The organism is Nonomuraea solani (assembly GCF_900108335.1).
Lineage (GTDB): Bacteria > Actinomycetota > Actinomycetes > Streptosporangiales > Streptosporangiaceae > Nonomuraea > Nonomuraea solani.
This window is the reverse complement of record NZ_FNVT01000020.1, coordinates 76,457-103,232: the sequence shown is the minus strand read 5'-3', so window position 1 is coordinate 103,232 and position 26,776 is coordinate 76,457. Positions and strand designations below refer to the sequence as shown.

Annotated in this window: 28 protein-coding genes and 1 pseudogene; 12 read left to right on the top strand and 17 right to left on the bottom strand. The window is 71.8% G+C overall.

Annotated elements, in window-relative coordinates:
• Window positions 1–34 precede the first annotated feature (34 nt).
• From C4V41_RS46705 to C4V41_RS46695, 3 genes are read right to left on the bottom strand one after another with little or no spacing between them, the layout of a single operon-like run.
• Window positions 35–679 (bottom strand): response regulator, encoded by a 645-nt coding sequence (locus tag C4V41_RS46705; RefSeq protein ID WP_103962496.1) that lies wholly within the window; start codon window positions 677–679, stop codon window positions 35–37.
• Complete coding sequence (locus C4V41_RS46700) at window positions 670–1,773, bottom strand: sensor histidine kinase (protein WP_103962495.1); 1,104 nt, start codon at window positions 1,771–1,773, stop codon at window positions 670–672. The genes C4V41_RS46705 and C4V41_RS46700 overlap by 10 nt, the downstream gene beginning before the upstream one ends.
• Window positions 1,757–2,374 carry a DedA family protein gene (locus tag C4V41_RS46695; RefSeq protein ID WP_103962494.1) on the bottom strand — a complete coding sequence of 206 codons (618 nt, stop codon included), beginning with the start codon at window positions 2,372–2,374 and terminating at the stop codon, window positions 1,757–1,759. The genes C4V41_RS46700 and C4V41_RS46695 overlap by 17 nt, the downstream gene beginning before the upstream one ends.
• 100 nt (window positions 2,375–2,474) lie before the next feature.
• Between C4V41_RS46695 and C4V41_RS46690 the strand changes: the two genes are divergently transcribed.
• Entirely contained in the window at window positions 2,475–5,183 is a 2,709-nt protein-coding gene (locus C4V41_RS46690; protein WP_235030811.1) for a DEAD/DEAH box helicase, read from the top strand.
• 14 nt (window positions 5,184–5,197) lie between these two features.
• Window positions 5,198–6,313 (top strand): SWIM zinc finger family protein, encoded by a 1,116-nt coding sequence (locus C4V41_RS46685; RefSeq protein WP_103962492.1) that lies wholly within the window; start codon window positions 5,198–5,200, stop codon window positions 6,311–6,313.
• On the opposite strand, the gene C4V41_RS46680 is transcribed toward C4V41_RS46685, so the two are convergent.
• Complete coding sequence (locus C4V41_RS46680; RefSeq protein WP_103962491.1) at window positions 6,299–6,937, bottom strand: NAD(P)-dependent oxidoreductase; 639 nt, start codon at window positions 6,935–6,937, stop codon at window positions 6,299–6,301. The genes C4V41_RS46685 and C4V41_RS46680 overlap by 15 nt on opposite strands.
• Window positions 6,938–7,124: 187 nt before the next feature.
• Here C4V41_RS46680 and C4V41_RS46675 point away from each other — a divergent pair, with 187 nt between their 5' ends.
• Complete coding sequence (locus tag C4V41_RS46675; RefSeq protein WP_103962490.1) at window positions 7,125–7,871, top strand: hypothetical protein; 747 nt, start codon at window positions 7,125–7,127, stop codon at window positions 7,869–7,871.
• A gap of 85 nt (window positions 7,872–7,956) precedes the next feature.
• On the opposite strand, the gene C4V41_RS46670 is transcribed toward C4V41_RS46675, so the two are convergent.
• Both C4V41_RS46670 and C4V41_RS46665 read right to left on the bottom strand, forming a co-directional pair.
• Complete coding sequence (locus C4V41_RS46670) at window positions 7,957–9,342, bottom strand: MFS transporter (RefSeq protein ID WP_200824712.1); 1,386 nt, start codon at window positions 9,340–9,342, stop codon at window positions 7,957–7,959.
• 238 nt (window positions 9,343–9,580) lie between these two features.
• Window positions 9,581–10,384 (bottom strand): MBL fold metallo-hydrolase, encoded by an 804-nt coding sequence (locus C4V41_RS46665; protein ID WP_103962488.1) that lies wholly within the window; start codon window positions 10,382–10,384, stop codon window positions 9,581–9,583.
• A gap of 88 nt (window positions 10,385–10,472) precedes the next feature.
• Here C4V41_RS46665 and C4V41_RS46660 point away from each other — a divergent pair, with 88 nt between their 5' ends.
• The gene (locus tag C4V41_RS46660) at window positions 10,473–11,066 is read left to right on the top strand and encodes a CGNR zinc finger domain-containing protein (RefSeq protein WP_103962487.1); all 594 of its coding nucleotides are present in this window, start codon (window positions 10,473–10,475) and stop codon (window positions 11,064–11,066) included.
• 298 nt (window positions 11,067–11,364) lie between these two features.
• Here C4V41_RS46660 and C4V41_RS46655 read toward each other — a convergent pair whose 3' ends face one another.
• Window positions 11,365–12,483, bottom strand: a complete 1,119-nt coding sequence (locus C4V41_RS46655) for a hypothetical protein (protein WP_103962486.1) — start codon at window positions 12,481–12,483, stop codon at window positions 11,365–11,367.
• 66 nt (window positions 12,484–12,549) lie between these two features.
• Here C4V41_RS46655 and C4V41_RS62400 point away from each other — a divergent pair, with 66 nt between their 5' ends.
• Window positions 12,550–12,714 (top strand): hypothetical protein, encoded by a 165-nt coding sequence (locus C4V41_RS62400; RefSeq protein WP_160150637.1) that lies wholly within the window; start codon window positions 12,550–12,552, stop codon window positions 12,712–12,714.
• Window positions 12,715–13,145: 431 nt separating this feature from the next.
• Here the strand turns inward: C4V41_RS62400 and C4V41_RS64795 are convergent, their stop codons facing one another.
• Window positions 13,146–13,310, bottom strand: a complete 165-nt coding sequence (locus tag C4V41_RS64795; RefSeq protein ID WP_235030810.1) for an alpha/beta hydrolase — start codon at window positions 13,308–13,310, stop codon at window positions 13,146–13,148.
• A gap of 520 nt (window positions 13,311–13,830) precedes the next feature.
• Between C4V41_RS64795 and C4V41_RS46645 the strand changes: the two genes are divergently transcribed.
• Together C4V41_RS46645 and C4V41_RS65610 are read left to right on the top strand one after the other, a co-directional pair.
• Window positions 13,831–14,604: a maleylpyruvate isomerase N-terminal domain-containing protein gene (locus C4V41_RS46645; RefSeq protein WP_103962484.1), complete on the top strand. Its 774-nt coding sequence runs from the start codon at window positions 13,831–13,833 to the stop codon at window positions 14,602–14,604.
• 87 nt (window positions 14,605–14,691) lie between these two features.
• Window positions 14,692–14,817 carry a hypothetical protein gene (locus C4V41_RS65610; RefSeq protein WP_268808829.1) on the top strand — a complete coding sequence of 42 codons (126 nt, stop codon included), beginning with the start codon at window positions 14,692–14,694 and terminating at the stop codon, window positions 14,815–14,817.
• A gap of 165 nt (window positions 14,818–14,982) precedes the next feature.
• Here C4V41_RS65610 and C4V41_RS46635 read toward each other — a convergent pair whose 3' ends face one another.
• Window positions 14,983–15,444 carry a MarR family winged helix-turn-helix transcriptional regulator gene (locus C4V41_RS46635; RefSeq protein ID WP_235030809.1) on the bottom strand — a complete coding sequence of 154 codons (462 nt, stop codon included), beginning with the start codon at window positions 15,442–15,444 and terminating at the stop codon, window positions 14,983–14,985.
• Window positions 15,445–15,527: 83 nt separating this feature from the next.
• Between C4V41_RS46635 and C4V41_RS46630 the strand changes: the two genes are divergently transcribed.
• Window positions 15,528–16,916, top strand: coding sequence for an MFS transporter (locus tag C4V41_RS46630; RefSeq protein ID WP_103962483.1), 1,389 nt, complete (start codon window positions 15,528–15,530; stop codon window positions 16,914–16,916).
• An 18-nt stretch (window positions 16,917–16,934) separates the two neighbouring features.
• Window positions 16,935–17,753: an NAD(P)H-binding protein gene (locus tag C4V41_RS46625; protein ID WP_103962482.1), complete on the top strand. Its 819-nt coding sequence runs from the start codon at window positions 16,935–16,937 to the stop codon at window positions 17,751–17,753.
• Window positions 17,754–17,763: 10 nt separating this feature from the next.
• Here the strand turns inward: C4V41_RS46625 and C4V41_RS46620 are convergent, their stop codons facing one another.
• The gene (locus C4V41_RS46620; RefSeq protein ID WP_103962618.1) at window positions 17,764–18,501 is read right to left on the bottom strand and encodes an aminoglycoside phosphotransferase family protein; all 738 of its coding nucleotides are present in this window, start codon (window positions 18,499–18,501) and stop codon (window positions 17,764–17,766) included.
• A gap of 54 nt (window positions 18,502–18,555) precedes the next feature.
• Entirely contained in the window at window positions 18,556–20,856 is a 2,301-nt protein-coding gene (locus C4V41_RS46615; RefSeq protein ID WP_146104047.1) for a pentapeptide repeat-containing protein, read from the bottom strand.
• Between the two features lie 152 nt (window positions 20,857–21,008).
• On the opposite strand from C4V41_RS46615, the gene C4V41_RS46610 reads away from it, so the two are divergent.
• The 3 genes and pseudogenes from C4V41_RS46610 to C4V41_RS46600 all read left to right on the top strand — a co-directional run.
• Window positions 21,009–21,305, top strand: coding sequence for a type II toxin-antitoxin system Phd/YefM family antitoxin (locus C4V41_RS46610; protein ID WP_103962480.1), 297 nt, complete (start codon window positions 21,009–21,011; stop codon window positions 21,303–21,305).
• Entirely contained in the window at window positions 21,302–21,541 is a 240-nt protein-coding gene (locus C4V41_RS46605; protein ID WP_103962479.1) for a type II toxin-antitoxin system RelE family toxin, read from the top strand. The genes C4V41_RS46610 and C4V41_RS46605 overlap by 4 nt, the downstream gene beginning before the upstream one ends.
• A 21-nt stretch (window positions 21,542–21,562) precedes the next feature.
• A pseudogene (locus C4V41_RS46600) lies at window positions 21,563–21,937 on the top strand (hypothetical protein); the annotation flags it as partial.
• An 80-nt stretch (window positions 21,938–22,017) separates the two neighbouring features.
• Here C4V41_RS46600 and C4V41_RS46595 read toward each other — a convergent pair.
• From C4V41_RS46595 to C4V41_RS46570, 6 genes are read right to left on the bottom strand one after another with little or no spacing between them, the layout of a single operon-like run.
• Window positions 22,018–22,635, bottom strand: a complete 618-nt coding sequence (locus C4V41_RS46595; protein WP_103962477.1) for an SRPBCC family protein — start codon at window positions 22,633–22,635, stop codon at window positions 22,018–22,020.
• Entirely contained in the window at window positions 22,635–22,979 is a 345-nt protein-coding gene (locus tag C4V41_RS46590) for an ArsR/SmtB family transcription factor (protein WP_103962476.1), read from the bottom strand. The genes C4V41_RS46595 and C4V41_RS46590 overlap by 1 nt, the downstream gene beginning before the upstream one ends.
• A gap of 47 nt (window positions 22,980–23,026) precedes the next feature.
• On the bottom strand, window positions 23,027–23,632 hold the full coding sequence (locus C4V41_RS46585; protein WP_103962475.1) for an energy-coupling factor transporter transmembrane component T family protein: 606 nt from the start codon (window positions 23,630–23,632) through the stop codon (window positions 23,027–23,029).
• The gene (locus tag C4V41_RS46580; RefSeq protein WP_103962617.1) at window positions 23,629–24,303 is read right to left on the bottom strand and encodes an energy-coupling factor ABC transporter ATP-binding protein; all 675 of its coding nucleotides are present in this window, start codon (window positions 24,301–24,303) and stop codon (window positions 23,629–23,631) included. Before C4V41_RS46580 ends, C4V41_RS46585 begins: the two co-directional genes overlap by 4 nt.
• Window positions 24,300–25,430: a thiolase family protein gene (locus tag C4V41_RS46575; protein ID WP_103962474.1), complete on the bottom strand. Its 1,131-nt coding sequence runs from the start codon at window positions 25,428–25,430 to the stop codon at window positions 24,300–24,302. The genes C4V41_RS46580 and C4V41_RS46575 overlap by 4 nt, the downstream gene beginning before the upstream one ends.
• A complete protein-coding gene (locus C4V41_RS46570; protein ID WP_103962473.1) occupies window positions 25,427–26,776 on the bottom strand; it encodes an AMP-binding protein in 1,350 nt (449 codons plus the stop codon). The genes C4V41_RS46575 and C4V41_RS46570 overlap by 4 nt, the downstream gene beginning before the upstream one ends.

The following is a 26,776-nucleotide window of genomic DNA, read 5'->3' as shown; positions in this document are numbered from 1 at the left end:
GGTATCGGGGCAGAAGATCACGCCGGGACAACGCTCAGGTCTTGAGAAAGCTGAGGACCGCCAGCACCCTCCGGCTGTAGCCGCTCGCGTGCGACAGGCTCAGCTTGTCGAACAGCGAGTTGACGTGCTTTTCCACCGCGCTCTGCGACACGTGCAGCTCCTGGGCGATCGAGGCGTTGGTCAGCCCCTGCGCCATGCGCTCCAGCACCTCCCGCTCCCGTGCCGTCAGCCGGCCCAGCGGATCGACCTGCGTCGTACGGGCCAGCAACTGCCGCACCACCTCCGGGTCGAACGCCGCCCCGCCGGCCCCGACCCGCTCCAGCGCGTCCAGGAAGTCGCCCACCTGCGCCACCCGGTCCTTCAGCAGGTAGCCGACGCCTTCGACGTCCGCGCTCATCAGCTCGGTGGCGTATTTCTTCTCCACATATTGCGACAGCACCAGCACCTTGACCGCCGGCCAGCGGCGCCGGATCTCCAGGGCCGCCCGCAGCCCCTCGTCGGTGTGGGTCGGCGGCATGCGCACGTCCACCACCACGATGTCCGGCCGATGCTCGGCCACCGCCGTCACCAGGGCCTGGCCGTCGCTGACGGCCGCGGGGACCTCGTGGCCCTCCTCCAGCAGCAGGCGTACCAGGCCCTCGCGCAGCAGCGTGGAGTCCTCGGCCAGGATCACCCGCACGGCAGCACCGCCGTGATCGTCGTCGGCCCGCCCTCCGGGCTGTCCACCGCGAAGCCGCCGTCGAGCGCCGCGACCCGCCTGGCCAGCCCCGACAGGCCGCCGCCGGACGCCAGCGCGCCGCCGTCGCCGTCGTCGCGCACCCGTACGACCACCGTGGCGTCCTCCTCCTGTACGTCGACCGTGATGAGCGTGGCGGCGGCATGCTTGGCGGCGTTGGTGACCGCCTCGCACACCACGAAGTACGCCGCCGTCTCCACCGCCATCGGCGGCCGCCGTGACAGCCGGCAATCTACCTGGACCGGCACGGTGGAGCGTTCGGCCACCCCCGCCAGCGCCTCGCCCAGCCCGAGGGAGTCCAGCCCGCTCGGGTAGACCCGCCAGGCCACCTCGCGCAACTCGGCGAGCGCCTGCTGCGCCTCCTGGTGAGCCTGTTCCAGCAGCTCGGGGCGGCCGCGCTTGGAGCGGCCGACCAGCATCGACAGCGCGACCAGCCGCTGCTGCAGCCCGTCGTGCAGGTCGCGCTCGATCCTGCGCCGCTCGGAGTCCACGGCGGCCACGATCCCCGCCCGGCTCTCGGCCAGCTCGGCGATCCTGCGTTCGAGCACCTCGGTGGGGTCGGGGCCGAGCATGCGCACGGCCAGCCGGCGTTCGAGCGCATGCACGCCCGCCAAGCCCGACAAGACCAAAAAAAGCAGGACAATTCCAGCGACCCCGATGTACGCCACCAGCGGCACCGACGGCGTCATCCCGTCGAACGGCAGCCCGCGCCCCCACGCCGTCGCGAGCAGCGCCGCCGTCACCAGCCCGAACACGAGCAGCGCGATCACCAGGCCGCCCAGCACACCCACCGGCACCCGAGCGGCCAGATAGCGGATGGGCCGGCCTTTTTCGCCCTTTTGCAGGGCGTCGAGGGTGGTGACGTCCAGTCGCAGGCGGCGGACCTCCAGGCGGGACAGGCGGCGGGCGGTCGCGCCGGTGTTCGGATTACCCAGGAACGGCAGCGTCAGCAGCAGGAACACCAGCTCGATCAGCGCCGTGAGCGCGCCGAACACCACCGAGACCATCAGCCGCAGCCCGTCAGCCGCGGTTCGCATGCCTCCCCTTGCGCCGCTCGGACAGCCGGACCGCGATGAAGACCACGATCGCCAGCGCGACCAGGCCGATCACCACCTTCGACCCGATGCCGGCGTAGGTCTCCACCAGCTCCCACTTGTCGCCCAGCAGGTAGCCGGCCATCACGAAGATGGTGTTCCAGATGAGGCTGCCGGCGGTGGTCAGGAGCGTGAACGTGAGCATCGGCATCCGCTCGACGCCCGCCGGGATGGAGATGAGGCTGCGGAAGACCGGGATCATCCTGCCGAAGAAGACGGTCTTGCGGCCGTGGCGCTGGAACCAGGCCTCGGTCTTCTCGATGTCGGACGTCTTGACCAGGGGAAGCTTGCTCGCCAGAGCCAGCACGCGCTCGCGGCCCAGCAGGGCTCCGACCCAATAGAGCGCCAGCGCGCCGACCACCGAACCCAGCGTCGTCCACACCAGGACGTCCAGCAGGTCCATTTTGCCCATGCCCGCGGTGAAGCCCGCCAAGGGCAGGATCACCTCGCTGGGCAGGGGCGGGAACAGGTTCTCCAACGCGATGGCGATGCCCGCCCCGGGCGCCCCGAGGCTTTCCATGAGTCCAACGAGCCAATCAGTCATGAGTCAAGGCTATTCAAGATCGCATATGTCAGGAATGAGGAGGCTGCCCGGACATTGCTGTGGTAAACCCCACCCTCAACGTACCGTACACTGTACGGCCGTGACCCTTCTGACGGATCTGGCACGGCACGCGGCCCTCTTCCAACCCGGCGACCCGCCCAGGACAGGGCGGCTGGTCTTCCTCGACCCCGACGGCACGTCCACCGTGACCGTGGCCGAGGAGCACGACGGCGACGTACGAATCCGGGAGGTTCCCGCCACTCTAGTGCCCGTCGGCGAGGCAGTGGCCGCGCTGGCCAGAGCGCGTACCGACCAGGCGGCCCACCCCGCCTCGCGCTTCTGGGGCGCGGCGGCGCTGATCGCGCTGCAGCTCGTCACCCGCGGCCGGATCCTGCCCGGCGTCACCACCGGCGAGCACGACTCCTGGCGGGCCGGGCCCCTGGACCCCGCCGACCTGGAACGCATCCGCGAACTGGCCGCCGCCATGCCCGCCACGGCGCGCGCCGTCCCGATCACGGAAAGCGGGCTGCTGCCCGAGGCCGAGCCGCTGCTGCGGGCCTTTCTCGACGCCGTGGCCGACGCCATGCCGCGCTCACCCGGCGCCGTACGCGCCACCGGCACCACCGCCTACGCCGCCGCCAAGCCCGTCAAGGTGCCCCACCTGCGCCGCTGGGCCGAAGAGGTGTCGGCCGGGCTCGACGCCGGTGTACGGCCGTCGCTGCGCCTGGAGGCCGACGACCTGGCCGCCGCCGAGTTCCGCGCCGTCGTCCAGTTGCACAGCCTGGCCGACCCCTCCCTCGTCGCCGACGCCGCCGACCTGTGGGAGGGCCGCGTCCCCGCCTTCGGCCCCCGCGCCAGGATCGAGACCACCCTCGCCCTGCGCCGCGCCACCCGCGCCTGGCCCCGGCTGGAACGGCTGCTCGACAACGCCGTACCCGATGAGCTGGCCCTCACCGACGGCGACGTCGAAGAGCTCCTGGCCGGCGCCGCCGACCGGCTCGCCGCCGCCGGTATCGACGTGCACTGGCCCAAATCCCTCGTACGCGGCCTCAGCGCCCGCGCCGTCATCGGCGACCGCGACCCCGTGCCCTCCGACATGCCCTCCTTCCTCGGCGGCACCCACCTGACCAGCTTCGACTGGCAGCTCGCGCTCGGCGGCGAACGCCTGACCGCCGCCGAGATGGACCACCTGGCCGAGGCCCACCGCCCCGTCGTACGGCTGCGCGACCAGTGGGTGCTCATCGACCCCGACCTGGCCCGCAAGGCCCGCCAGCGCGACCTCAAACCCCTCAACGGGATCGAGGCGCTCGGCGCCGCCCTGACCGGCACCGTCGAGGTCGAGGGCGAACAGGTGCCCGTCGAACCCACCACCTGGCTGCGCGAGCTGCGCGAACGCCTGGCCGAACCGGCCGACGCCGACCCGCCCGAGGGCCTGGCCGCCACCCTGCGCGACTACCAGCTCGCCGGGCTGCGCTGGCTGGTCAGGATGACCTCGCTCGGGCTCGGCGCCTGCCTGGCCGACGACATGGGCCTGGGCAAGACGATCACACTGATCGCGCTCCACCTGCACCGCGCCGCCGGCCCCACGCTCGTGGTCTGCCCCGCCTCGCTGCTGGGCAACTGGGAACGCGAGATCACCAAGTTCGCGCCCGGCGTGCCCGTGCACCGCTACCACGGGCCCAACCGCACGCTGGCGGACGAGGGGTTCGTGCTCACCACGTACGCCACCATGCGCCTGGACGCCGCCCGCCTGGCCGCCCACCCCTGGGACCTGCTCGTCGCCGACGAGGCCCAGCACGTCAAGAACCCCGCCTCCGGCACGGCCAAGGCGCTGCGCGAGATCCCCGCCGCCGCCCGCGTCGCGCTGACCGGCACCCCCGTCGAGAACAACCTGTCGGAACTGTGGGCCATCCTCGACTGGAGCACGCCCGGACTGCTCGGCAGCCTCGGCAGGTTCCGCGCCCGGTGGGCCAAACCGGTCGAATCCGGCGACCGCGCGACGGCCGAGCGGCTGTCCCGGCTGGTCGGGCCGTTCCTGCTGCGCCGCCGCAAGAGCGATCCCGGCATCGCCCCCGAGCTGCCGCCCAAGACCGAGACCGACCGCCCCGTCGCCCTGACCACCGAGCAGGCCGGCCTGTACGAGGCCGTCGTCCGCGAGATCATGGCCCAGATCGCCGGCGCCCACGGCATGGCCAGGCGCGGCCTCATCGTCAAGCTGCTCACCGGGCTCAAGCAGATCTGCAACCACCCCGCCCAGTATCTGCACGAGGCCGACCCGCGCCTGCCCGGCCGCTCCGGCAAGCTCGAACTGCTCGACGAGCTCGTCGACACCATCGTGGCCGAGGACGGCGCGGTGCTGGTCTTCACGCAGTACGTCGCGATGGCCCGGCTGCTCGAACGCCACCTCACCGCGCGCGGCGTCACCACCCAGCTCCTGCACGGCGGCACCCCCGTCCCCCGCCGCGAGGAGATGGTGCAGCGCTTCCAGGACGGTCGCGCGCCGGTGTTCCTGCTGTCGCTCAAGGCGGCCGGTACCGGGCTCAACCTCACCCGCGCCGACCACGTCATCCACTTCGACCGCTGGTGGAACCCCGCCGTCGAGGACCAGGCCACCGACCGCGCCTACCGCATCGGCCAGACCCGCCCCGTACAGGTCCACCGCCTCATCGCCGAAGGCACGATCGAGGATCGCATCGCCGAGATGCTCGTGGCCAAGCGCTCGCTCGCCGACGCCGTGCTGGCCTCCGGCGAGGCGGCCTTCACCGAGCTGACCGATGCCGAACTCTCCGCCCTCGTGGAACTCCGATGACCTCTGGAGCCTTGATGACCGCCGCCCGCGGATTCGCCGCCTTCGCCCCGCAACGCGCCGGCGCGCGCTTCGCCACCTCCTGGTGGGGGCGCGCCTGGGTCAAGGCCATGGAGGACACCTCTCTGGACCACGGCCTGCTGCGCAAGGGCCGCACGTACGCCAAGGCCGGTCAGCTCGGCCCCATCACGGTCAGCCCCGGCCGGATCGCCGCCGTGTCCGAGAGCGAGTACGACACCGTCGTCCGCGTCGAGCAGCTCACCGACGCCGCCTGGGAACGCTTCCTCGACCAGGTCGCCGCCAAGGCCGGTCACATCGCCGCGCTGCTCGACCGCGACATGCCGCACGACCTCGTCCAGGCCGCCGAGGACGCCGCCGTGCCGCTGCTGCCCGCCGTCGGCGACCTGGAGCCCGAATGCTCCTGCCCCGACTGGGGGCACCCCTGCAAGCACGCGGCCGCGCTGTGCTATCAGGTGTCCTGGCTGCTGGACGCCGATCCGTTCGTGCTCCTGCTGATGCGCGGCCGGGGCGAGGACGAGCTCATCGAGGCGCTCCAGCAGCGCGACGCCCCCGCCCCGCCGCCCTCCCGGCTCGGGACGCCCGCCGCCGAGGCGTTCGCGATCGGCGTAGCCCCGCTGCCGGAGCCGCCCCCGTTCGACGTCGCCTTCACCCCGCCCGCGCTGGACGACAACCCGGGCGTGAACGTCGCCGCGCTCGCCGTCCTGGCCGCCTCGGCGGCCGGGCGGGCGCGTGAGCTGCTGCTGCGCGGCCGCCTGCCGGAGCTGACCGAATACCAGGACCGCGTCCGGCTGGCCGCCGAACACGACCTCGACCTCGGTCTCGACTCCGCCGTGACGGCCTGGCGGTACGGCGGCGCCGACGGCCTCGACGTCCTCGAAACGGCCTGGACCCCGCCCCGCCGCGACCTCGCCAGGGCCCAGGCCCAGTTGGCGGCCGGATGGGAGGGCGAGCAGCCGCCCCAGGCGGAGGCGTGGCGCAACCGCTGGACCCTCGGCGACCTGCAACTGCGCTACGGGCGCGACGGCCGCTGGTACCCCTTCGCCCGGCGCGAGGACCAGTGGTGGCCCGCCGGTCCGCCGGAGCGCGACCCCGCCCTTCTAGGAGGCCACTGAGATCACGTGCCCGATCGACGTTCGGTCGTCGATCAGGTCCAGCATGCAGTCGGCCAGGTCGGCGCGCGTGGTGCTCAGACCGCCGCGCACCGCGAGGTCCCTGGCCGTACGGTAGCGGCCGGTGCGCCCGGCGTTCGTCAGGCGGCCGGGCCGGACGATCGTCCAGTCGAGGTCGCCGGTCCGCAGCAGCCGCTCCGCTTCTGCCAGGTCGGTGTAGCTGTTGCGGAACGCGCGTTGCACGATGAGGGGCTTGAGCACGTACCGGGTGAAGGGGCCGTCACCCGCGTCGGCCTCCAGGCCGCCGGCACTGACCATGAGCACCCGCCGCACCCCGGCCCGGGCCATGGCCTGGCCGATGGAGGCGATGCCGGCGGAGTGGACGGTGGTGGGGCCCCGGTCGCGTGCGCCCAGCGCGCTCAGGACGGCGTCGCGGCCCTTGACGGCCGGGGTGATGGCGTCGGGGTCCATGACGTCGGCCTCGATGACGTCGAGGCGCTCGCGTACGTCGGCGGGTAGCCGGGCCGCGTCGCGTACGACGGCGGTGACCTGGTGGGCGCGGTCGAGCCCTTGGCGTACGAGCTCCAGACCGGTGCCGCCGGTCGCGCCGAAGACCGTGATTCGCATGGTGGGCCCTCCAGTCAGTGAGTAAGTACTTACTCACCTTATCTCGCGCCTGGGCCGGGGCTTCAATCAGGCGGCAACCGGTCTTTCATCGGCCGCTCGGATACTCGGTGCCACCGGTGCCGGGACGCTCATCCGGGGGTGGACAAGGGCAGCTCATCGCCCGGCCCAGACCGAGAGGAACGCCACCATGTCCATGCAGCCGACCGGCCCCACCTACGGCGACCAGATACCCGAAGAGGGCTTCAAGGCCTGGTCCGCGAAAAGCCGCGTCGTCCTCCAGACGTACATCAAGGAACTACGGGACCTGCCCTCGGTGCGAGAACCCTATGAGGCCATCAACACCAAGATGCGCAACCTGGAGAACCGCGTCGTGGACGGCATGGACGAGGGGGCGGCCAGGGACAGCCTGATCGAATGGCTGACGCTGAACGACACCAAAGGCGCATGGAAAGACTTCATGACCGAACTGGCCCGGCTGGAGAAAATACTGGCGCAGGAGAAGGAGCGGAAGCATCGCGACGAGATGCTCTTCAACGCCCACAGGGAGGCACGCCACCTCACCGGAAAGTACGCCACGGGCAAGGGCGCCGCGGTCGGCACGGTGATCGCCGTCATCGTGCACGCCAAGAACGGCGCGACCTGGGCGGGCACCAGCGGTGGTTTCAGTATCGCGAAGAAGCAGCACCCTCTCATCAAGAAGCTCCTGAGCGACGTGAAGAAGCTCGAGGAATGGCCGGTGAACGCGTGCGGCGAGGTCGCCGCGATGAACGAATACCTGCTCAGCACGCCCTTCACCGAGCTGTCGCAGATTCCCGCGGACGTCCTCCACTTCCACGCCCAGACCTGGAGCACGGACAAGTCCAAATGGCAGGCGCGCTCGGCCTGCCTCAACTGCGACCAGTGGCTGGCGACGATCAAGGCCCGCCGCATCTGAGAACTGACCGGGTTTTCGTTTCCAACTCGACCAGCTCTCGGCTCTGCTCGTCAGTCTCTGGGCGATCAAGCGCCTCGGCTGCCTGTCAGCGGATGCGCGTGGCGGCGACCGCCGGCACGATGACCAGGGCCAGAATGCCTCCCGCGATGGCCAGGATCGGGTAGCCGGCGGCGGCCACGACGAGGCCCGAGGCCATGCCGCCGGTCGCGCCGGCGATGGCGATGGAGACGTCGACCAGGCCCTGGGCCTTGGCACGGGTGGCCGTCGGGACGGCGTCGGTGACGATCGCGGTACCGGCGACGAGGCCGAGGTTCCAGCCCAGGCCGAGCAGCGCGAGGGCCACCGCGAACAGGGCCACGGAGTCGCTGGGGGCGACGGCGGCGACGATGCCGGCGGCCAGCAGGACCAGGCCGGAGGCGGCGGCGATCGTGAGGCGGCCGTAGCGGTCCACCAGCCAGCCGGTGAGGGGTGAGGGCAGGTACATCGCGCCGAGGTGGATGGCGATGACGAGTCCGGAGGCGGCGGTGCCGTGGCCGTGGCCGGCCATGTGAACGGGTGTCATGGTCATGATCGCGACCATGACGAGCTGGGTGAGCACCATGACCAGCGTGCCGATCAACACCCCGGAGCGACGCCCGCCGATCGCCGGCTCCGGCTTGCCGTCGGCATCACTTGACCGCAGGCGCGCCGCAGTGGTGCTTCCGATCTTTCTCGCGTGGGCCTCTCGCGCGCCGGGCTCGGGGACGCTGACCTCCAGGGCGCGGCCCTCCCTTGCCTGGCCCTCCCGGGCGGGGCTTTCCAGCAGGCTGGCCTCCAACCTCTGGCCCTCTGGGATGCGGGACAGCAGGAGAGGGTCTGGGCGCAGCCAGATGGCCAGGACCAGGGTGGCCATCGCGTACGCGACTCCGGCCAGCAGGAACGGCCCGGCCAGGTACGGGATGCCGAGGGCTTGCGCCAGTTCGCCGGTGGGGGCGGCGAGGTTGGGGCCGGTTACGCCGCCCAGGGTGGTGGCGACCAGCACGATGGACACGGCACGGGCCCGGTGCGCGGGGGCGGCCAGGTCGGCGCCGGCGTAGCGGGCCTGCAGGTTGGTGGCCATGCCGGCGCCGTACACGAACATCGCCAGAAACAGCAGGACGAGGCTGTCGGCGACGGCGGCGGCGATGATGCCCGCGCTGCCGACCGCACCGGCCAGATAACCGGCGGCGAGGCCGGGTCGGCGGCCACGGGCGTGGGAGATGCGCCCGACGGCGACCGCCGCCAGCGCGGATCCGGCCGTGGACAGGGCACTGGGCAGGCCGGCCAGGCTGGTGGAGCCGAGCATGTCCTGCGCGAGCAGGGTGCCCACGGTCACACCGGCCGCCAGCCCGGCACCGCTGAGGATCTGAGCGGCGACCAGGACGATCAGGGTACGGCGCTGCGCCTGGGGGTGCGGGGAGTCCTCGGCCCGGGCGGGCACGGTAGTCGTCACAAGAGCGTTCTTTCGATAGGCACGCCCCAGCCGGACACCGCCATCAGAGCGGGCCGACAAGGTCATGGGTGGAGCGAATCCGGCCGACACCACCGGGGAGGCCCAGCCGAGATGGTCGACCAGGCACGGTCACCTGGGTCGAGACGGCCGACCGGCCGGACAGCTCCGGCCGCCCAAGTCGAGGGCGGTTGATCAAGGTGGGCCATCCAGGTCGGGACGGTCAGTCTGGGTGAGGTGGTCAACCGGCCAGGTCGCCTCGGTCGCCCAGGTCGAGGCGGTCGGTCAGGCCGGCAACGGAGAAGGCGGCCATCAGGTCGTCGCGGCCCTCGGTGAAGTGGGCCCAGCTGTCGTAGTGAACGGGGACCACCCGGCGGGCGCCGAGGATCTTGGCGGCCTCGGCGGCCTGGGCGCTGTCGAGGACGATCAGGGCACCGTCGAAGAGGACGGGGAAACGCGGCGCCCCGGCGAAGAGGATGGCGGTGTCCACCGGGCCGAATCGCTCGGCGATCTCCCTCACCAGGTCGAGCGAGGCGTTGTCGCCGCTGACATAGACCGTTGGCAAACACTCTCCGGTCAGGACGAATCCGACGACCTGGCCGGTGATCGGCTCGACCTCCTCGCGTGCCCCGGGCCCGTGGAGAGCGGGTACGCCCGTCACGGTGATCGTGCCGCCGCCGGGACGGTCGAGCTCGACCGGTTCCCAGTCGGCCAGGCCCTTGGCCCCGTTCCCCAGGCGCTTCGCGCCGTCGGGCGTGGTGAGGGTGAGCGGGATGTCGGCGAGCAGGGCGCGGCCGGAGTTGTCCAGGTTGTCGGGATGCTCGTCGTGGGACAGCAGGACCACGTCGACGCGGCCCAGGTCGGCGGGGCTGCCGGAGGCGGGCGCGGTCTTGGTCAGCTCTCTGCGGCCCTCTCTGTGGTACTCGCCGGGCGCGTCGAAGGTCGGGTCGGTGAGGAACCTCAGCCCGCCGTATTCGAAGAGGGCGGTCGGGCCGCCGAAGACGCGGACGGGGAACTGCTCGTTGGTGGTGCCGACAGGGGCCATGTCGAACTCCTCACGGATAAATGCTTGGCTATCCGTGAGGAACGGTAGCGGCTTCTCACGGATGAGCGCAAGCCGTACCATGAGAGCCATGAGCGAGAGCCCCGAGACCGAGTTGCCGCCCGCGCCGGGGGCGGAGCGTTACGTCGCCCTCGACTTCGTCAACAGCGCCATCGCGCTGCCCGGCGGGCAGTTCATCGACTTCCTCGGCACTCCCGCAGGGGCGAACCGGTGGCTCGCCGGGCGCGATCTCGCCCCGGAGGGCGCCGGGCTGCAGGAGATGTGCACGACGCAACTGCGCTCGTTGCGCGAACACCTCAGGGCGCTGTTCGCCGCCCGCGTGGCTGGGATCCCCGCCCTGCCGGCGGCGCTGGCCGCCGTCAACGACGCGCTGAGCAGGGTTCCCACAGCCGCCCTGCTGTACTGGGACGACAAGAACGGCCCCTACCGCGCGGCCCCGCACCCGCTCAACGAGATCCTCGACCACGCCCTCGCGGCCCTCTCGGCCAACGCGGCCGACCTCCTCACCAGCCCCGACGCCGAGCGTCTCACCAGCTGCGAATCCGCTCCCTGCACGCGCTACCTGCTGCGCCACGGCCGCCGCCACTGGTGCTCCACCCGCTGCGGCGACCGCGCCCGCGCCGCCCGCGCCTACGCCCGGCGTACCCAGGCGAAGACGGACTGACGGTGAATGCCCGACTGCCCTTTCTGCCTTTCCGAGCATCGAGCCGGCAATCGTCCTATCCAATGATCACCGCTCTGCCATGTACGCCAAGGACACGACCCCGAGGGTTCGGCGAGATCATTCCTCGCAGGAACGGCTTACCACGTCACATAACCCCGACGGCTGGAATGTCGGCTCGACCGGTGGACAGAGCGTCGATCACGCCCATTGCCACCTGGTTCCTCGATATGAGGACGAGCCGCCGCTGGCGGGACGCGGCCTTCAAAGACCCCTCGAACCGTCCGCCCCGCCATTCGCTCTAGAAGATCTTCATGCTGTTGATCATGCGCCAGCTCTCCAGAACCCTGATCGAATTGGGGTACTCCCCTCTGGCGATCCAGTCACCCAGCCTGCGGGCACCCGCGTACTTCTTGAGTTGCCCGTTGAACTCCCCCGCATTGAAGTAGACGTAGGTCCAGTAAACGAGCTCGGCCTGCGTGGGAGCCGCGTATCCGTAGGTTTTGACATCGGCCAGGAACAGCGCGCGATGGCGGCGTACCAGGGCGGCGAGTCCTTGCAGGCCCATCCGCAAATTGGGGAACCTGGCCGACTGCACCTCGCGGCCCTTCTCGTTGGTCCGCCTGTCGAGGGCGACCTTCTTCAGGTCGAAACCCGGGGGCAGGAAGCTTGAAGCGGGTTTCTTGGCGGCGGTCAGGTCGGTGAAGAAGTCGTCCGTGCCGAGATACACATAACCCGAGATCGTGCTGGTGGTCCTGACGCCTTCGAGTTGTGCGACGGTCGGGTCGGCGGTCTTGGCCAGCCCGATCTGATCGCGCACATAATCGACCAGCCCTTCCTTGTACGCGTACACGTAAAGCTGATCGGCCGGGAGATCAGCGGTCGCGGCGGCGAACACGGAATCGACCACCTGGGGCGGGGTGTTCTTCAGCCAGTACTTCGCCTGCGATTTCGGATAGGTCTGGGTGAGCCTGGTCAGGGGCGTGGTGAAGTTGCCGAAGAATTTCCGCTCTTTGGCCGTGTACGCGGCCGTTCCGGCACGGGCTCGATCGGCCCCCAGGTCCGTCCACTGCGCGAGAACCTCCGCCGCATTCGCGTCCTTGCCGAGAGTGCCGAGCGCGGAGGCTATTTTCTCCTTGCCCACGCCGATGTTGAAAGCCACGCTCTTACCCTTCTTCACCTCGCGTAACGCGACTTTGAGAACATCAACGTCGGCCTTGACACTCGCATCCGGAACAAGGAAGTTCGCCCGTGCCCTTTCGACCACCTGATCGCCCTTGGTCTGCCTGATCTGTACGGTCTGACGCTGCTGCTGCGAATCGGCGTACGAGAGACCGGATTCGGCCAGCGCCGTCCCGGTGAGGGCCACGGCACAGGCCAGACCGGCAACCGCGATTCGCCGCCGTGAGCGGGTGTGCATCACTACCTCCGTAGGTCGATCGGACCGCTTGAGGTCCTTGCCTATCGCCGGAGATGTTGATTAGCCATGCTGGTCAACGCATCGTCGTCGCAGGTCAATACGGCACCTGCACAAACGGCTCCACGGGCCAATGTCCTGGCGGCAGTCGCGAGCGGTTGGGGGTGCCGCGTCGTCACCATGGTGTGGGCGAGGACGGATGCGGTGAACATCGTCGCGGGCGATGCGATGTAGCGCGGGATCTCCCTTCGGCTGGCTTTTGCTGAGGCGGGTGGGCCGCGTAGACGTGCGTGCGTGCGTCGTGAGGTAGACGGCTCATGGCGATCATGTGCAGGACACGCTTGGCGCCCCGTCCACCTGGCGGCAGATCCGTGGACAACACGACCCGGTGCGCTTGCGCGGATCTTCCAGAGTCAAGACCGCGAGGCGACCAGGTGACGGCCTCGCGGTTTTGACGCGGTTGCTCCACCGCCAGAACCGGCTGGCCGTGGGGGACGACGCTGCGACCTTCGCGCAGTGGTTCCACCGCGGGGATCGGCTGACGGCAGGTGGCAGCGCTGCGGCCCTGCGCGGTCGTTTGACCGTCAGGACCGGCTGACGGTCACCGGGCAACGCTGCGGTCCTGGCACGAGTGCGGTTGGTTCGGTGTCAGGACCGGTCGGTCGTCAGGTGGTCTTGCGGCACACCGTGCCCGGTGTGGGGAGGCGGAGGCTGATCAGGTAGCGGTTGACGTGGGAGATGATGCAGGAGTTGCCCGCGTTGTAGAGGCCGTGGCCGTGCCACTGGTACTGGACCGTGGCCGAGCCGGGGCCGGGGTGGGAAATCGCCACCCGAGGGGTGGGCCTGGCCCCACCGCCAGCAGGGCAGACCGCGGCGTGCGTACGCGCGAAAACGGGCAGTGGCCAGGCGGAACGGGGTGAGCGGCCGGGCGGCACGGAACCGTTGACCGGACTACCACGCATTACGCCGCGATGAAGCTCATCCTCCGTGACGTAGCCGGTGCACGTTGCGCACCCCCGAGCGCAAGGAGCGCAACGACGTGAACGAGCCACCTCGCGACATCCGATCGATCCACCTGCCCCGCTGGGGACGGGCGTGGTGCCTTGGCTGGTCCTCGACGACGAAGGGAGAACCGTGCAACCGATCCACCGGTTCCTCCTGGACTTCAGCACCGGCAGCGTCCGCAGCCACGCCTACAGCCTGCTGCGCAGGTGGCGCCCTGTTGACTGCACTATTTCCGGCCCTGTTGGTGGGGCCGTTCCTCGTGCTGGTGGAGATCCGACAGGACGTCGACGCGCTCGTCGACAAATTCGCTACCCGGCGGCCGGAGCGCCGTGATACACAACCGACGTGCAAAACATCTTGGAGTTCCCCGAGGTCCTGCGGCTGATCGAAGAACGCTCGGCCGCGTTCCGCGCCGCGATCGCGTCCGCCCCCGACCTTGACGTCCAGGTCCCGACCTGCCCGGACTGGACGCTGCGCGACCTGGCGCAGCACCTCGGCGACGGCCGCCGCCGCCAAGCCGCCATCGTCGCGGCGGCCCCGGGCGCTGAGCCCCCGGCGAAGACGGACCCGAAGGGCGCCCCGACCGCGCCCCGCGACCGCGAAGCCCTGGACGCCTGGCTCGCCGAGTCGACCGAGCTCATGCTCGACGCGATGCGCGAGGCCGGCCCGGACCGCGGCTGCTGGACCTGGTGGGGCCGCTCGCAGGCCCCGGAGACCAGCGGAGCCGTGGCCCGGCACCAGATCCAGGAGATCGCCGTCCACACCTACGACGCCCAGCTCACCCAGGGGGCCGCACAGCCGCTGCCGACGGACGTCGCGGTCGAGGGCGTCGACGAGTTCCTGACGACCGTCGCGGCGACGACCGTCCCCTGGCCGTTCAAGCCGGCGACCATCGACCTGCACACGACCGAGGGCCGCTCCTGGCGCCTGACCCTCAACGCCGACGGCGTCCACTGCGACGACCTCGCCGCCGACGCGGAGCCGGGCGACATGGCGATGCGAGGCGCAGCGAGCGAACTGGTCCTCTACTTCTACGCGCGCGCCCCGCTCGACGGCCTGGAGACCACCGGCGACACCGAGCCGATGGAGCAGCTCGCAGACTGGGACCCGAACGCGTAAAACGCGCAGCGGCACATTCTCCTGGTCTGGACGGTCATCCCGCTCACGCCGGCGGCGGTCAACGCGATCGTCATCACCTGGGCGACGGTGCTCGACAACCGGCACGCGTCGGCGGCGCTGGCCCGCGCCCTCGGCGCCACCCCACGGGACACGACCGTCGCCCTGGTGGCCGCGCTCGCCGGCGCCGTCCTGGGCGTCTTCCCTGGAGGCTGAGCGCCGTTCGCCGCCATCAACGCGATCACCTGCGGCGACGGCGAAAAGTCGCGCTTCCGGCACCCTGGCGGCTCATCGCCACGGTGCCGGCCACCGTGCCGGCGGTGGCGGCGCTGAGGGCCGTTCTCGCCCACCTCGGCGGCCGCCGCCCCGTGGCCGAATTCTCTAAGCCTCCGTGAGGCGCTCCGCCTGGGCGCGGCCGACGGCGGCCGCTCTGCGAAGAAAGTCCGCGATCAGGGCCAGCTCCGCCTCGTCGTAATGGTCGAGCGCCTCACTGAACGCCCGGCCCGGGATCTCCCAGGCCGAGCTGATCCGCGCCCGGGCCTCGGGGGCGAGCGCGACCAGGGCGCGCCTGCGGTCGTCGGGGTCGGTCTGGCGTACGACGAGGCCGGCCTTGTCCAGGCGGTCGACCAGCCGGGTGGCGGCGCTGGGCGTGAGGCCGGTGAGGCGGGCGAGCTCGCCGCTGCTCACCGGGCCCGGCTCCAGGTCGAGCAGCGCCACGCACTGCAGGTCGGTGGGGTGGATGCCGAGCCGGTCGGCCATGGCCTGGTTGAACAGCGTGTAGGCCGCGTAATGGCGCTGGCTCTCGTCGGCGATGCGTTTCAACGTCTCGGCTCGGTTTGACACAGGCGGCTCCGTACCCGTATTAGTTTGCGTCGTGCAATCATTGCGTGGCTCAAACTTTGCGCCACGCCTTCATTCTAACGGAGATGCCCATGCTCATCCGCGCCTCGCCCGAGACGACCACCGGCGGCCGGTGGGCCGTCCTGGCGGTCGTTCTCGCCGCCGCCGTGCTCGACCTGCTCGACGCCACCATCACCAACCTCGCCGCCCCTGCCATCACCGCCGATCTCGGCGGCGGGCAGGCGCTCGTCCAGTGGCTCGGCGCCGGCTACGCGCTCGCGCTCGGCGTCCTGCTGGTCACCGGCGGGCGCCTCGGCGACCGGTACGGCCGCCGCCGCGTCTTCCTCACCGGCCTGACCGGCTTCACCCTCGCCTCGATCGCCTGCGGCCTGGCCGGCGACCCGGGCACGCTCATCGCCGCGCGGATCGTCCAGGGGGCGTTCGGGGCGCTCATGATCCCGCAGGGGTACGGCATCCTCGCCGCCACCTTCCCCCGCGACCAGCTCGGCAAGGCGTACAGCCTCTTCGCCCCGGCACTCGGCGCCTCCTCCGTGGCCGGCCCGGTCCTGGGCGGCTTCCTCATCCAGGCCGACCTGCTCGGACTCGGCTGGCGCGCCATGTTCCTGATCAACATCGTCCTCGGCGGCGGCGCCCTGCTCGCCGCCGTCCGCCTGCTGCCCGCCGACGACGGCGACCGGAACACGGCCGTCGACGCCCCCGGCGCCGCGCTCCTCGGGGTGGCCCTGCTCGGGCTGCTCTACGGCCTGATCGACGGCTCGGCCGGCGGCTGGTCGGCGCGCCCGTTCCTGTGCCTGGCCGGCGGGCTGGCCTTCGCCGGGCTGTTCTGCCTGCGCCAGCGCACGGCCCGTAACCCGCTGATCGAGCCGTCGCTGCTGCGCCACCGCGGCTTCACCGCCGGGCTCGTGCTGGGCGTCGTGTTCTTCGCCGCCGTGTCCGGCCTGCTGTACGTCCTGGCGCTGTTCCTGCAGACCGGCCTGGGCTACTCACCCCTACGGGCCGCGCTGCACCTGACCCCCGTCGCCCTGGGCATCGTCGTCGCCTCCGTGGCCTGCCACCGCCTCGTCACCCGGCTGGGCCGCGTCCTGATCGCGATCGGCCTGGGCGTCACCCTGCTCGGAGCCCTCTGGCTGCTCGCCGTCGTACCGGGCGGAGCGTGGGCCCTGGTGCCGCCCGTCTTCGTCGTCGGCCTCGGCCTCGGCACCTGCTTCGGCACCGTCTTCGACGTCACCATGGGCGACCTCGAACGCCACCAGGCCGGAAGCGCGGGAGGCGTGCTCAGCGCCACCCAGCAACTGGCCAACGCCGCCGGCGCCGCGGCCGTGACGACGGTCTACTTCCATGCCGCGACCCAGGACCTGGCCGTCACGCACAGTCTCCTGGTCGTCATCGCCGCCACTCTCACCTGCTGCGGACTGGTGTGGCTCCTGCCGCGCCGCCCACAGAACCACCACTAAGAAGGGACATCTACCGACATGACCACTCTTGTCACCGGCGCTCGCGGCGCCGTCGCCACCGCGCTCATCGGCCTCCTACGCGAGCGGGACACGCCCGTCCGCGCCGCCTCCTCGGCCCCGGCCGATCCGTCGGTCGTCAGGTGCGACCTGCGCGACCCGTCCACCTTCGCCACCGCTCTGGCTGGCGTGACCTCGGTGTTCCTGTACGCCGAGCCGGCGCACGCGGACGAGTTCGCCGCGACGGCGGCCGCGGCCGGAGTCGAGCACATCGTGCTGCTGTCGTCCTCGGCCGTGCTCACGCCCGACCCCGACGCCAGCCCGCTGGCCAAGTCGCACGCCGACGCCGAACGGGCGCTGACCTCCTCACCGGTACGGAGCACGCTGCTGCGGCCCGGCACCTTCTGCGGCAACGCGATGGCCTGGTCGTGGCCGATCAAGGCAGGGACGCCGGTCAGCCTGCCGTACCCGGGGGCGCACGTGGACGCCGTACACGAGGCCGACGTCGCCGCGGTGGCCGCCGCCGTGCTCGCGGACCCCGCGCTCGGCGGCCGCCCGTACACCGTGACCGGGCCGCAGTCCCTCACCTTCACCGACCAGCTCGACCTCCTGTCCCGTGCCACCGGGCGGGACATCGCCGTCAAGCACGTCACCCGGGAGGAGTGGAAGGCGGAGATGGCGCAGTACATGGACGGGCCGACCGGCGACGCGCTCCTCGACTACTGGGAGAGCTGCGACGGCCGTCCCGCTGAGCTCACGCCGGTCGTGGCGGAGCTGACCGGGCGTCCCGCGCGCACCTTCGCCTCATGGGCAGAAGAGAACCGGGCGGCGTTCCTCTAGCGACAGCGACTCACATCTGGGATCTCAGCACGTCGACCTCGCAGCCCGGCAAGAACGGGTCGAAGCCGTGCTCGACCAGCCAGCGGATCGCCATCAGGCTGCGCAGCGACCACCACGCGCGGATCACGTCGAGGTCGACGCCGGTGCCGTAGCCGGCGACGACGTCGGCAAGATGCCCCTCGTGGCCGAGCGTCAAGATGGCGAGGTCGTGCAGGGCGTCGCCCCGGCTCGCCTCGGACCAGTCGATCACGCCGGTGATCTGGTCGCCGTCGGCGAACACGTGGCTGATCTGCAGGTCGCCGTGCGTGAACACCGGTGTCCACGGCCGCAGCGCGGCCTCGGCGACCTGGCGGTTACGCGTGACCAGGCCGGCGGGAAGGACGTCGTTCGCGACGAGCCACTCGCATTCGCGGTCGAGGCCAGGGGCGATCTCGCCGGCGGTCCGGCCGGGCCACGGGGGCAGGGGCGCGTCGTGCAGCTTCCGTACGGCGGCACCCGCCGCGGCCCACGCCGCCGGCGACGCGGCCGACGGCTCGCCGAGGCGGCCGAGCGCCTTGCCCGGGAGGGCGGCGAGCGCGAGCACGGGCGGCTTCCGCCACAGGATCTCCGGCGTCGGGATCGGCGCCCTGGCCATCGCCTCGACCTCGACGTCGGTGCGCGTCTGATCGGCGTCGATCTTCAGGAACACGTCACCAACGCGCAGGGTCGCGCACTGGTGGTGGGCGACGACGACCTCGACCTTTTTCACGTCGGCGATTATCGCGGGGACGACCACCGGCGTCACCGGGTTTTCGCCGCGGCGCTACGGTGTGCCGGTGATCGCGCCGTCCAGGCCGGAGCGCTTGAGATCCAGCGTGCTCAGGTCGCATCCCCGCAGGTCGACGCCGGTCAGGTCACACTCGCGGAACGAGGTGTGATCGAGGATCGCGCCGGTGAAGACCGCGCCGGTCAAGGTCGCCGGCTGGATCATCGCACTGCCCAGCCGCGTGAAGGCGATGGTCGCGTCGACCATCTCGCTGAAGCCGAACCCCGCCTTGGTGAGGTCGGCGCCGGCCAGATTGGCGCCGGTCAGGTCGGCGCCGGAGAAGATGGCGCCGCGTACGGAGGCCCGCGACAGGTCCGCGCCGGTGAGGTCGGCACCGGCGAAGACCATCTGATCGAGGTTCAATCCGCGCAGATCGGCGCCGGAAAGGTCGAGTTCCTCCTCCGCGTGGTCGGCGCGCCACCGATTGAAGGCGAACGGCCCCTGCCGCAGGATCCCGATGACGTCCGCCGTTCCCGCGTCGAGAGCGGCGACGTCCTCCCTCGCGCCGGCGAGTTCGGCGGCGAGGTCCTCGTCGTACGGGTACATCTCCGCCATCGCCTCCACCATCACGAGGCGAGTGGTCAGCAGTTTCAGCGCGTTGTCCCGATCGCCGTCGCGCTCGGCCAGGCCGGCGAGGCGCTGGAAGGCCAGCCCGGCGTCCATGGCCGTTTCCGGGCTCATGTCCGCCTGGAAGAGCCGGGTACGGATCGTCGAGCACTCGGCCCAGGTCTCGTACTCCTTGTCCTTGTGCTCCGGCAGGCCGAGCGCGCGATACACCTCGCCGAGATGCTGCAACGAGCCGGCGAGCCGCTGGTCCGCCTCCATGAAGGTCGGGTGCTCGGCCGCGAGCTCGTGGTAGATGTCCACGGCGACCGTGAGCACGGCCTCGGCCGCCACCAGGTCACCGGCGGCGAACCGGGCCTGACCGCAGGTGTCGTACGCGGCGCCGAGACAGAACCTGGCCTCGTCGCGCTGCGGATGCGTGGCGGCCCACTCCACGACGGCCGACAACGACCGTTCGGCCACCTCGCGGGCGGCGCGCGGGAAGCCGTGCCTGGTCAACATGGCGACCAGGTGGTCACGGATGGGACGGTGGTGGCCGTTGGCCGCCGACACGTGCGGCGCGATCTCTCCCAGGAGCGCCATCCCCGCGTACTCGAAGTCCGGCTCCAGGCTCTCGACGACGGCGAGGACGAAGTGCGTCAGATCGCCCATCCCCTCGACCGCCAGCAGGTGCCGGCAGACCGCGACATAGTCCTCGAACGTGCCCCCGTCGTGCGTACGGCTGTAGTGCATGTTCAGGGCGCGCTCGTGACGGTCGGCGATCGCCGGGTCCTGGTGCGGCGCGAGCATCTCCGCGATCCAGCGGTCGGCGAAATAGACGGTGTCCCCGTCCCACCCCTCCCACGCGTTGAGCAGCCCGAGCTCGGCGAGCCGCGCCGCGGCGGCCCGCACGTTTTCGAGCGCCGCCCGCTCGGGCGCCGGGCGCTCCCGCTGGTCCGGCTCGCTGGTGTCGCAGGCGACGGCCAGATCGTACGCGGTCACGGGGACGGTGGAGACCGCGGCCTGGAGCAGGGTCTCCCGCTGTTGCCCTGTCAGCTCGGCCAAGACGAGGTCGAACGGCACGGCCCCCGGCGTCACGGCCGCGAGCCGCCCGGGGTTCGCCGACAGCCAGGCGTCGACCAGGTGCAGCGTCCGTGGATGCGCGGCGGTCGTGCGGACCACCCGCTCCCGCGTGGCCGGATCCACAGTGGACAGGAAAGGCAGCTCGGTCAGGTCCAGCGGGCCGAGTCGTAAGACACCGAGCCGGTCGTCCGTGGCCGGCGGCGTCCGGGTGGTCACCAGCACCCGGCCCCGATCGGCGGCCCGGCACAGCCGGTCGAACATCTCGCCGAAGCCGGGATCCAGGTAGCCTGTGCCGTCGAGGTTCTGGCCCAGGTCGTCGAAGAGCACGACGAGGGGTGAGTCCTTCAGCAGCCGGCAGATCGCGTCGAACACGGCGTCGTCCGACGGCTCCAGGCCGAGAGCCTCGATCTCCTCGGGGAGCTCCTCCGTGACGCCCCGGAACAGCGTCTGCGGAGACCACCTGCCCACCACGGCGGCCACTGCCCAGCCATCGGCCCGGAGCCGCCCGAGCACCTCGTGGGCCAGGGCGCTCTTGCCCATCCCCGCTTCCCCGGTGATCACCAGCCCGGCCGGGCCCGCGGCCAGCATGGTCAGCGCGGCCCGCACGTCGGACTCTCTGACCAGGCCGGGCGACCCGAGCCGCCGTACCTCCGGACTCATGTTCACATGCACGACTACTCCCCCAGTGGGCGCGACGAATTCGACCGATCAAGCCCCCGATTTCGGGCGAGCCTACTTGATCGTCGGCGATCTCCAGGGCCGATCGCCGAAAACGGATGTGTACACCTTGCACATGGCGTACAGGGTGCACGTAAGGTGGGGCCATGAAGACCGACTCGCTGGGCATCGTGGAGGCCCGCAACAAGCTCGGCACCCTCGTGGCCCGAGCCGTTCACGGCCACGAGATCACTCTGATCAGCCGCTCCGCCGGCGAGCGCGCCGTGCTCATCTCCGAAGCCGACTACGAGGAGCTGCTGAGCGCCCGCCGTGAGCTGGAGGCCGGCCAGGTGCGCGACGCCATCGCCGCCCGCGAGCGGGGCGAGCTGCGCCTGCACCGCTACGAGTCCCGTGACGACGTCTACGCCGACTTCGGCCTGCCGGCGCCCGGCGAGCGCGCTTGAAGCGGGCACTCGAACTCGCCGATCCCGTCCGCGAGGCGCTGACCCAGGTGGCTCCCGGGCTGCGCGTCGCGATCATCGACGCCATCCTCGATCTCACCGAGGAGCCCGAGCCGCTGGGCGCCCGCCCTTATGGGGGCATTCCCGGCGCTTTCGAGCTGCGTACCGACACCTTCCGGATCGTCTACACCCACGGAGCCGACCACCTGTCGGCGTGGGTGCTCCAGATCAACACCTGATCGGCCGGCGGCACGTTCGCGGCCGTGGTCACGTTCTGGCTGTCGACGGACGTCGACGACTTCACCGCCGTGGTGAGCGAGGCCGCCCGCGTGCTGCGCCCCGGCGGGACGCTGGTGTACTACGGCGCGCACCCCTGCTTCACCGGCCCGCACTCGGAGGACCTCCCCGACGGCGGCAGGGTCATCCACCCCACCTACCGCACCTCGGGCTGGCACCGGGCGGCCCCCTGGTGGCGCGAGAACGGCATCCGCCGGCGGCTCGGCATGCGGCACATGCCGCTGTCGGAGTTGCTCGGCGCCTTCCTCGCGGCGGGCCTGGTCATCACCGACGTGCTGGAGCCGTCGAGCGACCCGGTGCCGCGGACGCTGGCGATCCGCGCCAGTGATATTCCTTGACGGCCGCCGCGAGCAGCGTCAACACCCCTTCTATCGGTATCCGGCCCAGCAAGGGGCGTATCCGATAGAAGAGGAAAAGATCAGCGATCAGCCTGCTCGGGAGCGTAGAAGGCGGTGGTCCTGGCGACGGCGGCGTCGACCTCGCCGGCCGGGGCGCCCGCCGCCAGGTGGGCCTGACCCCAGGCGGCACTGCTCGCCGTGATGAAGCGCCGGCCCTCGCCGGTCTCGTGGTAGGTGTCGTCGTCGATCGGCACACCGCCCGACAGGTGCCGGCCCAAGCCCAGCAGGGACAGGTCCCAGCCCACGCCGACCGAGCCGGGGCCGAACTCCGACCACATCTCGGGCGGCACCTCGGCCTCGTGGCGCAGCTCCAGCAGGGTGCCGCCGTCCTGGGCGGACAGGTGCACCTCGACCTCGGAGAAGCCGGGGTCGGGGCCGTACAGCCAGGTGATCTTCAGCAGGCGCGGCGGCTCACAGCGCAGGATCTCCCCGCCGGCGTTGCCCCGCAACTGGTACGTGCCCCCGAGCCGCAGATCGCCGGTGACCGGCAGGAACCAGCGGCCGAGCCGGTCGGCGTCGGTGCAGGCGTCCCACACGTCCTCGACCTCGGCGTCGTAGCGGCGCCGCAGCACGATGGTCTTGCGTTTGCCGTCGAGCAGCTCGCGGCGCGCCCGGTTGAGTTCGTCGATGATGTCCATCAGGTGTCCTCGTCTCTCCTGCGCCGTTCGCGTTTGCCCCGGGCCAGCTCCGTCGCCAGCGCGTCCAGGTGCTGGTTCCAGAAGCCGCGAAAGCGTTCCAGCCACAGATCGACCTCCTGCAGCGGCCCCGGCTCCACGGCGTAGAGCCGCCGGGTGCCCTGGGCTCGCACGCTGGCGAACCCGTGGTCGCGCAGCACCCGCAGATGCTGCGAGACGGCCGGCTGGGAGATGCCGAACTCACGTTGGATGACGGAGGTGACCTCGCCGGAGCTCTGCTCCCCGCCGGCCAGCAGTTCCAGGATCCGGCGCCGGACCGGATCACCGAGAACGTCGAATGCGTGCACAGCGCAATTGTTTCAGGAGCAGCTTATATAAGTCAAACCTGGCATAGCTAATCGTCGAGGCCACGGGCACTGAGCGCCTCACCCAGCGCGTCGGCGTGCCGCAGCGAGCTGACCACCAGCGGCACCGCGAACGCCCGCAGGCTCCGCTCGACCCCCCTGGCCCGCTGCGCCTCACGGACGCGGGTGGCCAGCCCGGCCACGACCGGCACGCTGCGCACGGTCAGCGACAGCAACAACGACAGCCGGAACGGGTCCAGGCCCACGAACCTGGCGGGCGCCAGACAGCGTTCGAGCGCCGCCATCATCGCCGACGTCCGTGTGGTCAGGGTCACCAGCCCGGCCAGGGCCACGGCCAGCACCACCCGCAGCGTCGTGGCCAGCGCGCCCTGCAGGTCGGCGAAGATCAGCTGCATGCCGAACAGCGCCACCGCGAACCAGCGTACCGGCTTGATCTGCGCCCAGGTCGCCGCCAGACCCACCCGCGACCACGCGTACAGGCCGGCCACCACGACCGCCGCCCCGGCCAGCGCCAGTGGCGAGCGCAGCAGCACCAGGCCGGTGCACGCCACGGCCAGCCCGGCCAGCTTGGCACCGGCCGGCAGGCGGTGCAGCCAGGAGGAGCCGGGGACGTACGCCCCGGTCAGGCCGTTCACCGCATGAGCTTTCTGTAGTGGCCGATGGCCTCCTCGGGGGAGCCGTCGGCGACGACGCGGCCCTCGTCGAGCACCAGCACCCGGTCGAAGTCCGCCAGCAGCGGCAGGTCGTGGCTGACCACGAGCACCTGCTGCGGCATGTCGCGCAGCAGGTCGGCGACCTGGCGGGAGTGGCGCAGGTCCAGCAGTGTGGTGGGCTCGTCCATGACCAGGATGTCCGGTTCCAGCACCATGATCGAGCACAGGGCCAGCAGTTGTTTCTGGCCGCCCGACAGGTGGTGGGCGGGGTGGTCGGCGTGGCCGGCCAGGCCGTACCGGCCCAGGACCTCCCGCACGCGCCGCTCGATCTCCTCGCGCGCCAGGCCCTTGCGGCGCAGCGAGAAGGCGACGTCCTCGGCCACCGTGGGCATGACGATCTGCGCGTCCGGGTCGGTGAACAAGAACCCGACCCCGCGCCTGATCTTGGCGGCGTGGCGGCGGGTGTCCAGGCCGAGCACGGTCACGCTGCCCGAGGTCGGCAGCGCCAGGCCGTTGACGAGGCGGGCCAGCGTGCTCTTGCCCGAGCCGTTGGCGCCGACCACGCCGACGCGCCGCTCGGGCAGGGCGGCGGTGATGCCGCGCAGCACGTCGCGCAGGCCCAGGCGCACGTGTACGTCGGAGAACTCGATCACCGGCACACCTCGAACAGGGCGGCCACGCCCAGCCCGCCCCCGACCGCCGCGGCCGCCACGCCCAGCGTGCCCGGCGGCGCCGCCGCGCGTACCAACCTGCTGAACAGCCTGGTCACCACGACCGCCCCCGTCGCGCCCCACGGATGGCCCAGCGCCAACGCGCCGCCGTCCGGGCACACCCGCTCGCCGTCGGCGCCCAGCGGGTCGAGCCCCAGGGCGTCGGTGACGGCCAGCACCTGCGCCGCGAACGCCTCCACGATCTCCACCGCGGCCACCCGCTCCACGTCCACCCCCGTACGCGCCAGCACCCGGCGTATCGCGGGCACCGGCCCCCACCCGGGCAGCCCGGGATCGCACCCGACGACGCACCCGGCCACCAGCCGCATCCCCGGCAGGCCCGCGCGCAGCCGCTCGGGCACGAGGGCCACGGCCGCGGCACCATCGCTGACCGGGGACGCATTACCGGCCGTCACTGTACCGTCCGGCACGAACGCGGCGGGCAAGCGGGCCAGCGACGCCGCCCGCAGCGGGCGCGGCCGCTGGTCGTCGGCCCGGTCGCCGATCGGCACGATCTCCTCGGTGAAACGGCCGGCCGCGCGGGCGGCCAGCGCTCCGGCGTGGCTGCGGCAGGCGTAGGCGTCCTGGCGTTCGCGGGTGATGCCGCGCGCCGCCGCCAGCGCCTCGGCCGCCGGTCCCATGTCGGGGTCGGGGTGGCCGGCCGGCGCGAAGGGCGCCCGCTCGTAGGGCCGCTCGGATCCTCGCGCGGTACGCAGCGGCGCGGTCGAGGCGCTCTCCGCCCCACCGGCGATCACCAGGTCCATCTCCCCCGCGCGTACGGCCTGCCCGGCCAGCAGGATCGCGGCCAGCCCGCTGCCGCACTGCCGGTCCACCGTGACGCCGGGCACGCCGTGTCCCAGCCCGGCGGCCAGCGCCGACACCCTGGCCACGTTGCCGCCCGGTCCCATGCAGTTGCCCAGGACGACGTCGTCGACCGGCCGGTTCAGGTCTGACGCCACGGCCGCGATCACGGGGGCGGCCAGCCGGTCGACGGTCAGCTCCTTGAAGGCGTGCCCGGCCGTGCCGATGGGCGTGCGCCGGGCCGCGACCACCACGGGCACGTCGCTCATGCGAGCCGCCTGATGTCGGGGTCGTCGCCGGCCAGGCGGGCCGCGATCAGGGCGCGCGCGGGTTTGCCGGTCGGCGTGCGCGGCAGGCTCGGCGTCGTGTACCAGCGGCGCGGCCGCTGCGCCACGTCCAGCCCGCTCCTGGCCATGGCCTCCAGCGCCGCGCGCGGCGGGGCGTCCTCGGCCTCGACGATCGCGGTGACCACGGCGCCCAGCGACGGGTGCGGCGATCCGACCACCACGACGTCGGCCACGCCGGGCACCTTCCTGAGCACCTCTTCGACGTCCTCGGGCACGACGGTGGCGCCGCCGGTCTGGATCGCGCCGCCGCCGCGCCCGCGTACCCGCAGCGTTCGTCCCATCCGGTACGGCTCCGCGACGTCCCCCACGCTCACCCAGCCGTCACCATCGCGGCGCAGCGGCCCGGCCGCCCCGCCCAGGTAGCCCTCGGCCAGCCACGGCGAGCGCACCCACACCTCACCCAGCGGCGCGCCCCTGACCTCGATCTCCACGTTGGGAAAAGGGCGCAGGCCGCCACCGTCGGTGTCCACCGCCACGAACGACAGCTCGGTCGCCCCGTAATAGGACACGACCTGTACTCCCGCCTTCGCCGCGGCCGCCCGCGCGCCGGGGCCGAGGGCCGCGCCGCCGACCACGGCCGTGCGCAGCGCGCCCGGCGACCGCAGCACGTCGGGCAGCCGGTGCGGCACCAGGTGCACGACGGTGGCCTCGGACAGGAGGGCGGCCAGATCCCCGCCGGGCCAGCGTCCTGGCACGACGGCCGTCGCGCCGGTGGCCAGGGTGTGCACGGCCGCGAAGGAGTACAACGAGGAGACCAGCGAACCCGGCACCAGCACGACGTCACCGGGGCCGATTCCGGCCAGCTCGCCGAGGTACGGGAACGACCCCGTCCACGAGTCCCGCGCGCGGACCACGGCACGCGGGCGGCCGGTGCTGCCGGAGCTGAAGCACGCCCACGCCAGGTCGTCCGGCTTGGCCTCGTGCCACAGCGCCGGGCCTGCCACGTACGGCAGCGGCCGGTCGACCAGCACGGCCGGCGGCTCCGGGACGACCTGCGCCCACCGCGTACGGTCCCACATGTGCTCGCCCACCAGCGGCGTCGCCCCCGCCAGATCGGCCGCTAACGCGGCGATGAGCAGCTCGACCGGGTCGGCCAGGCCGATCGCGACCAGCGCGCCGCGCCCGGCCCCCCGGCCGAGCAGGTGCCGCGCGGCGCCCTGGATCCGGCCGGCCAGCTCCGCGTAGGTGAGCTCGCCGGCCGGGCCGCGCACCGCGAGCCGCTCCGGGCGCTCGGCGGCGTGCCGCATCACGTGTTCCGCTACGGGCAT

What these genes read in the sequence shown, in the direction of transcription:
- C4V41_RS46700 (WP_103962495.1), bottom strand. Translation starts at nt 1,773, where the DNA reads ATGCGAACCGCGGCTGACGGGCTGCGGCTGATGGTCTCGGTGGTGTTC.
- C4V41_RS46695 (WP_103962494.1), bottom strand. Translation starts at nt 2,374, where the DNA reads ATGACTGATTGGCTCGTTGGACTCATGGAAAGCCTCGGGGCGCCCGGG.
- C4V41_RS46685 (WP_103962492.1), top strand. Translation starts at nt 5,198, where the DNA reads ATGACCGCCGCCCGCGGATTCGCCGCCTTCGCCCCGCAACGCGCCGGC.
- C4V41_RS46680 (WP_103962491.1), bottom strand. Translation starts at nt 6,937, where the DNA reads ATGCGAATCACGGTCTTCGGCGCGACCGGCGGCACCGGTCTGGAGCTC.
- C4V41_RS46675 (WP_103962490.1), top strand. Translation starts at nt 7,125, where the DNA reads ATGTCCATGCAGCCGACCGGCCCCACCTACGGCGACCAGATACCCGAA.
- C4V41_RS46665 (WP_103962488.1), bottom strand. Translation starts at nt 10,384, where the DNA reads ATGGCCCCTGTCGGCACCACCAACGAGCAGTTCCCCGTCCGCGTCTTC.
- C4V41_RS46660 (WP_103962487.1), top strand. Translation starts at nt 10,473, where the DNA reads ATGAGCGAGAGCCCCGAGACCGAGTTGCCGCCCGCGCCGGGGGCGGAG.
- C4V41_RS46655 (WP_103962486.1), bottom strand. Translation starts at nt 12,483, where the DNA reads ATGCACACCCGCTCACGGCGGCGAATCGCGGTTGCCGGTCTGGCCTGT.
- C4V41_RS62400 (WP_160150637.1), top strand. Translation starts at nt 12,550, where the DNA reads ATGCTGGTCAACGCATCGTCGTCGCAGGTCAATACGGCACCTGCACAA.
- C4V41_RS46630 (WP_103962483.1), top strand. Translation starts at nt 15,528, where the DNA reads ATGCCCATGCTCATCCGCGCCTCGCCCGAGACGACCACCGGCGGCCGG.
- C4V41_RS46625 (WP_103962482.1), top strand. Translation starts at nt 16,935, where the DNA reads ATGACCACTCTTGTCACCGGCGCTCGCGGCGCCGTCGCCACCGCGCTC.
- C4V41_RS46610 (WP_103962480.1), top strand. Translation starts at nt 21,009, where the DNA reads ATGAAGACCGACTCGCTGGGCATCGTGGAGGCCCGCAACAAGCTCGGC.
- C4V41_RS46595 (WP_103962477.1), bottom strand. Translation starts at nt 22,635, where the DNA reads ATGGACATCATCGACGAACTCAACCGGGCGCGCCGCGAGCTGCTCGAC.
- C4V41_RS46575 (WP_103962474.1), bottom strand. Translation starts at nt 25,430, where the DNA reads ATGAGCGACGTGCCCGTGGTGGTCGCGGCCCGGCGCACGCCCATCGGC.
- C4V41_RS46570 (WP_103962473.1), bottom strand. Translation starts at nt 26,776, where the DNA reads ATGCCCGTAGCGGAACACGTGATGCGGCACGCCGCCGAGCGCCCGGAG.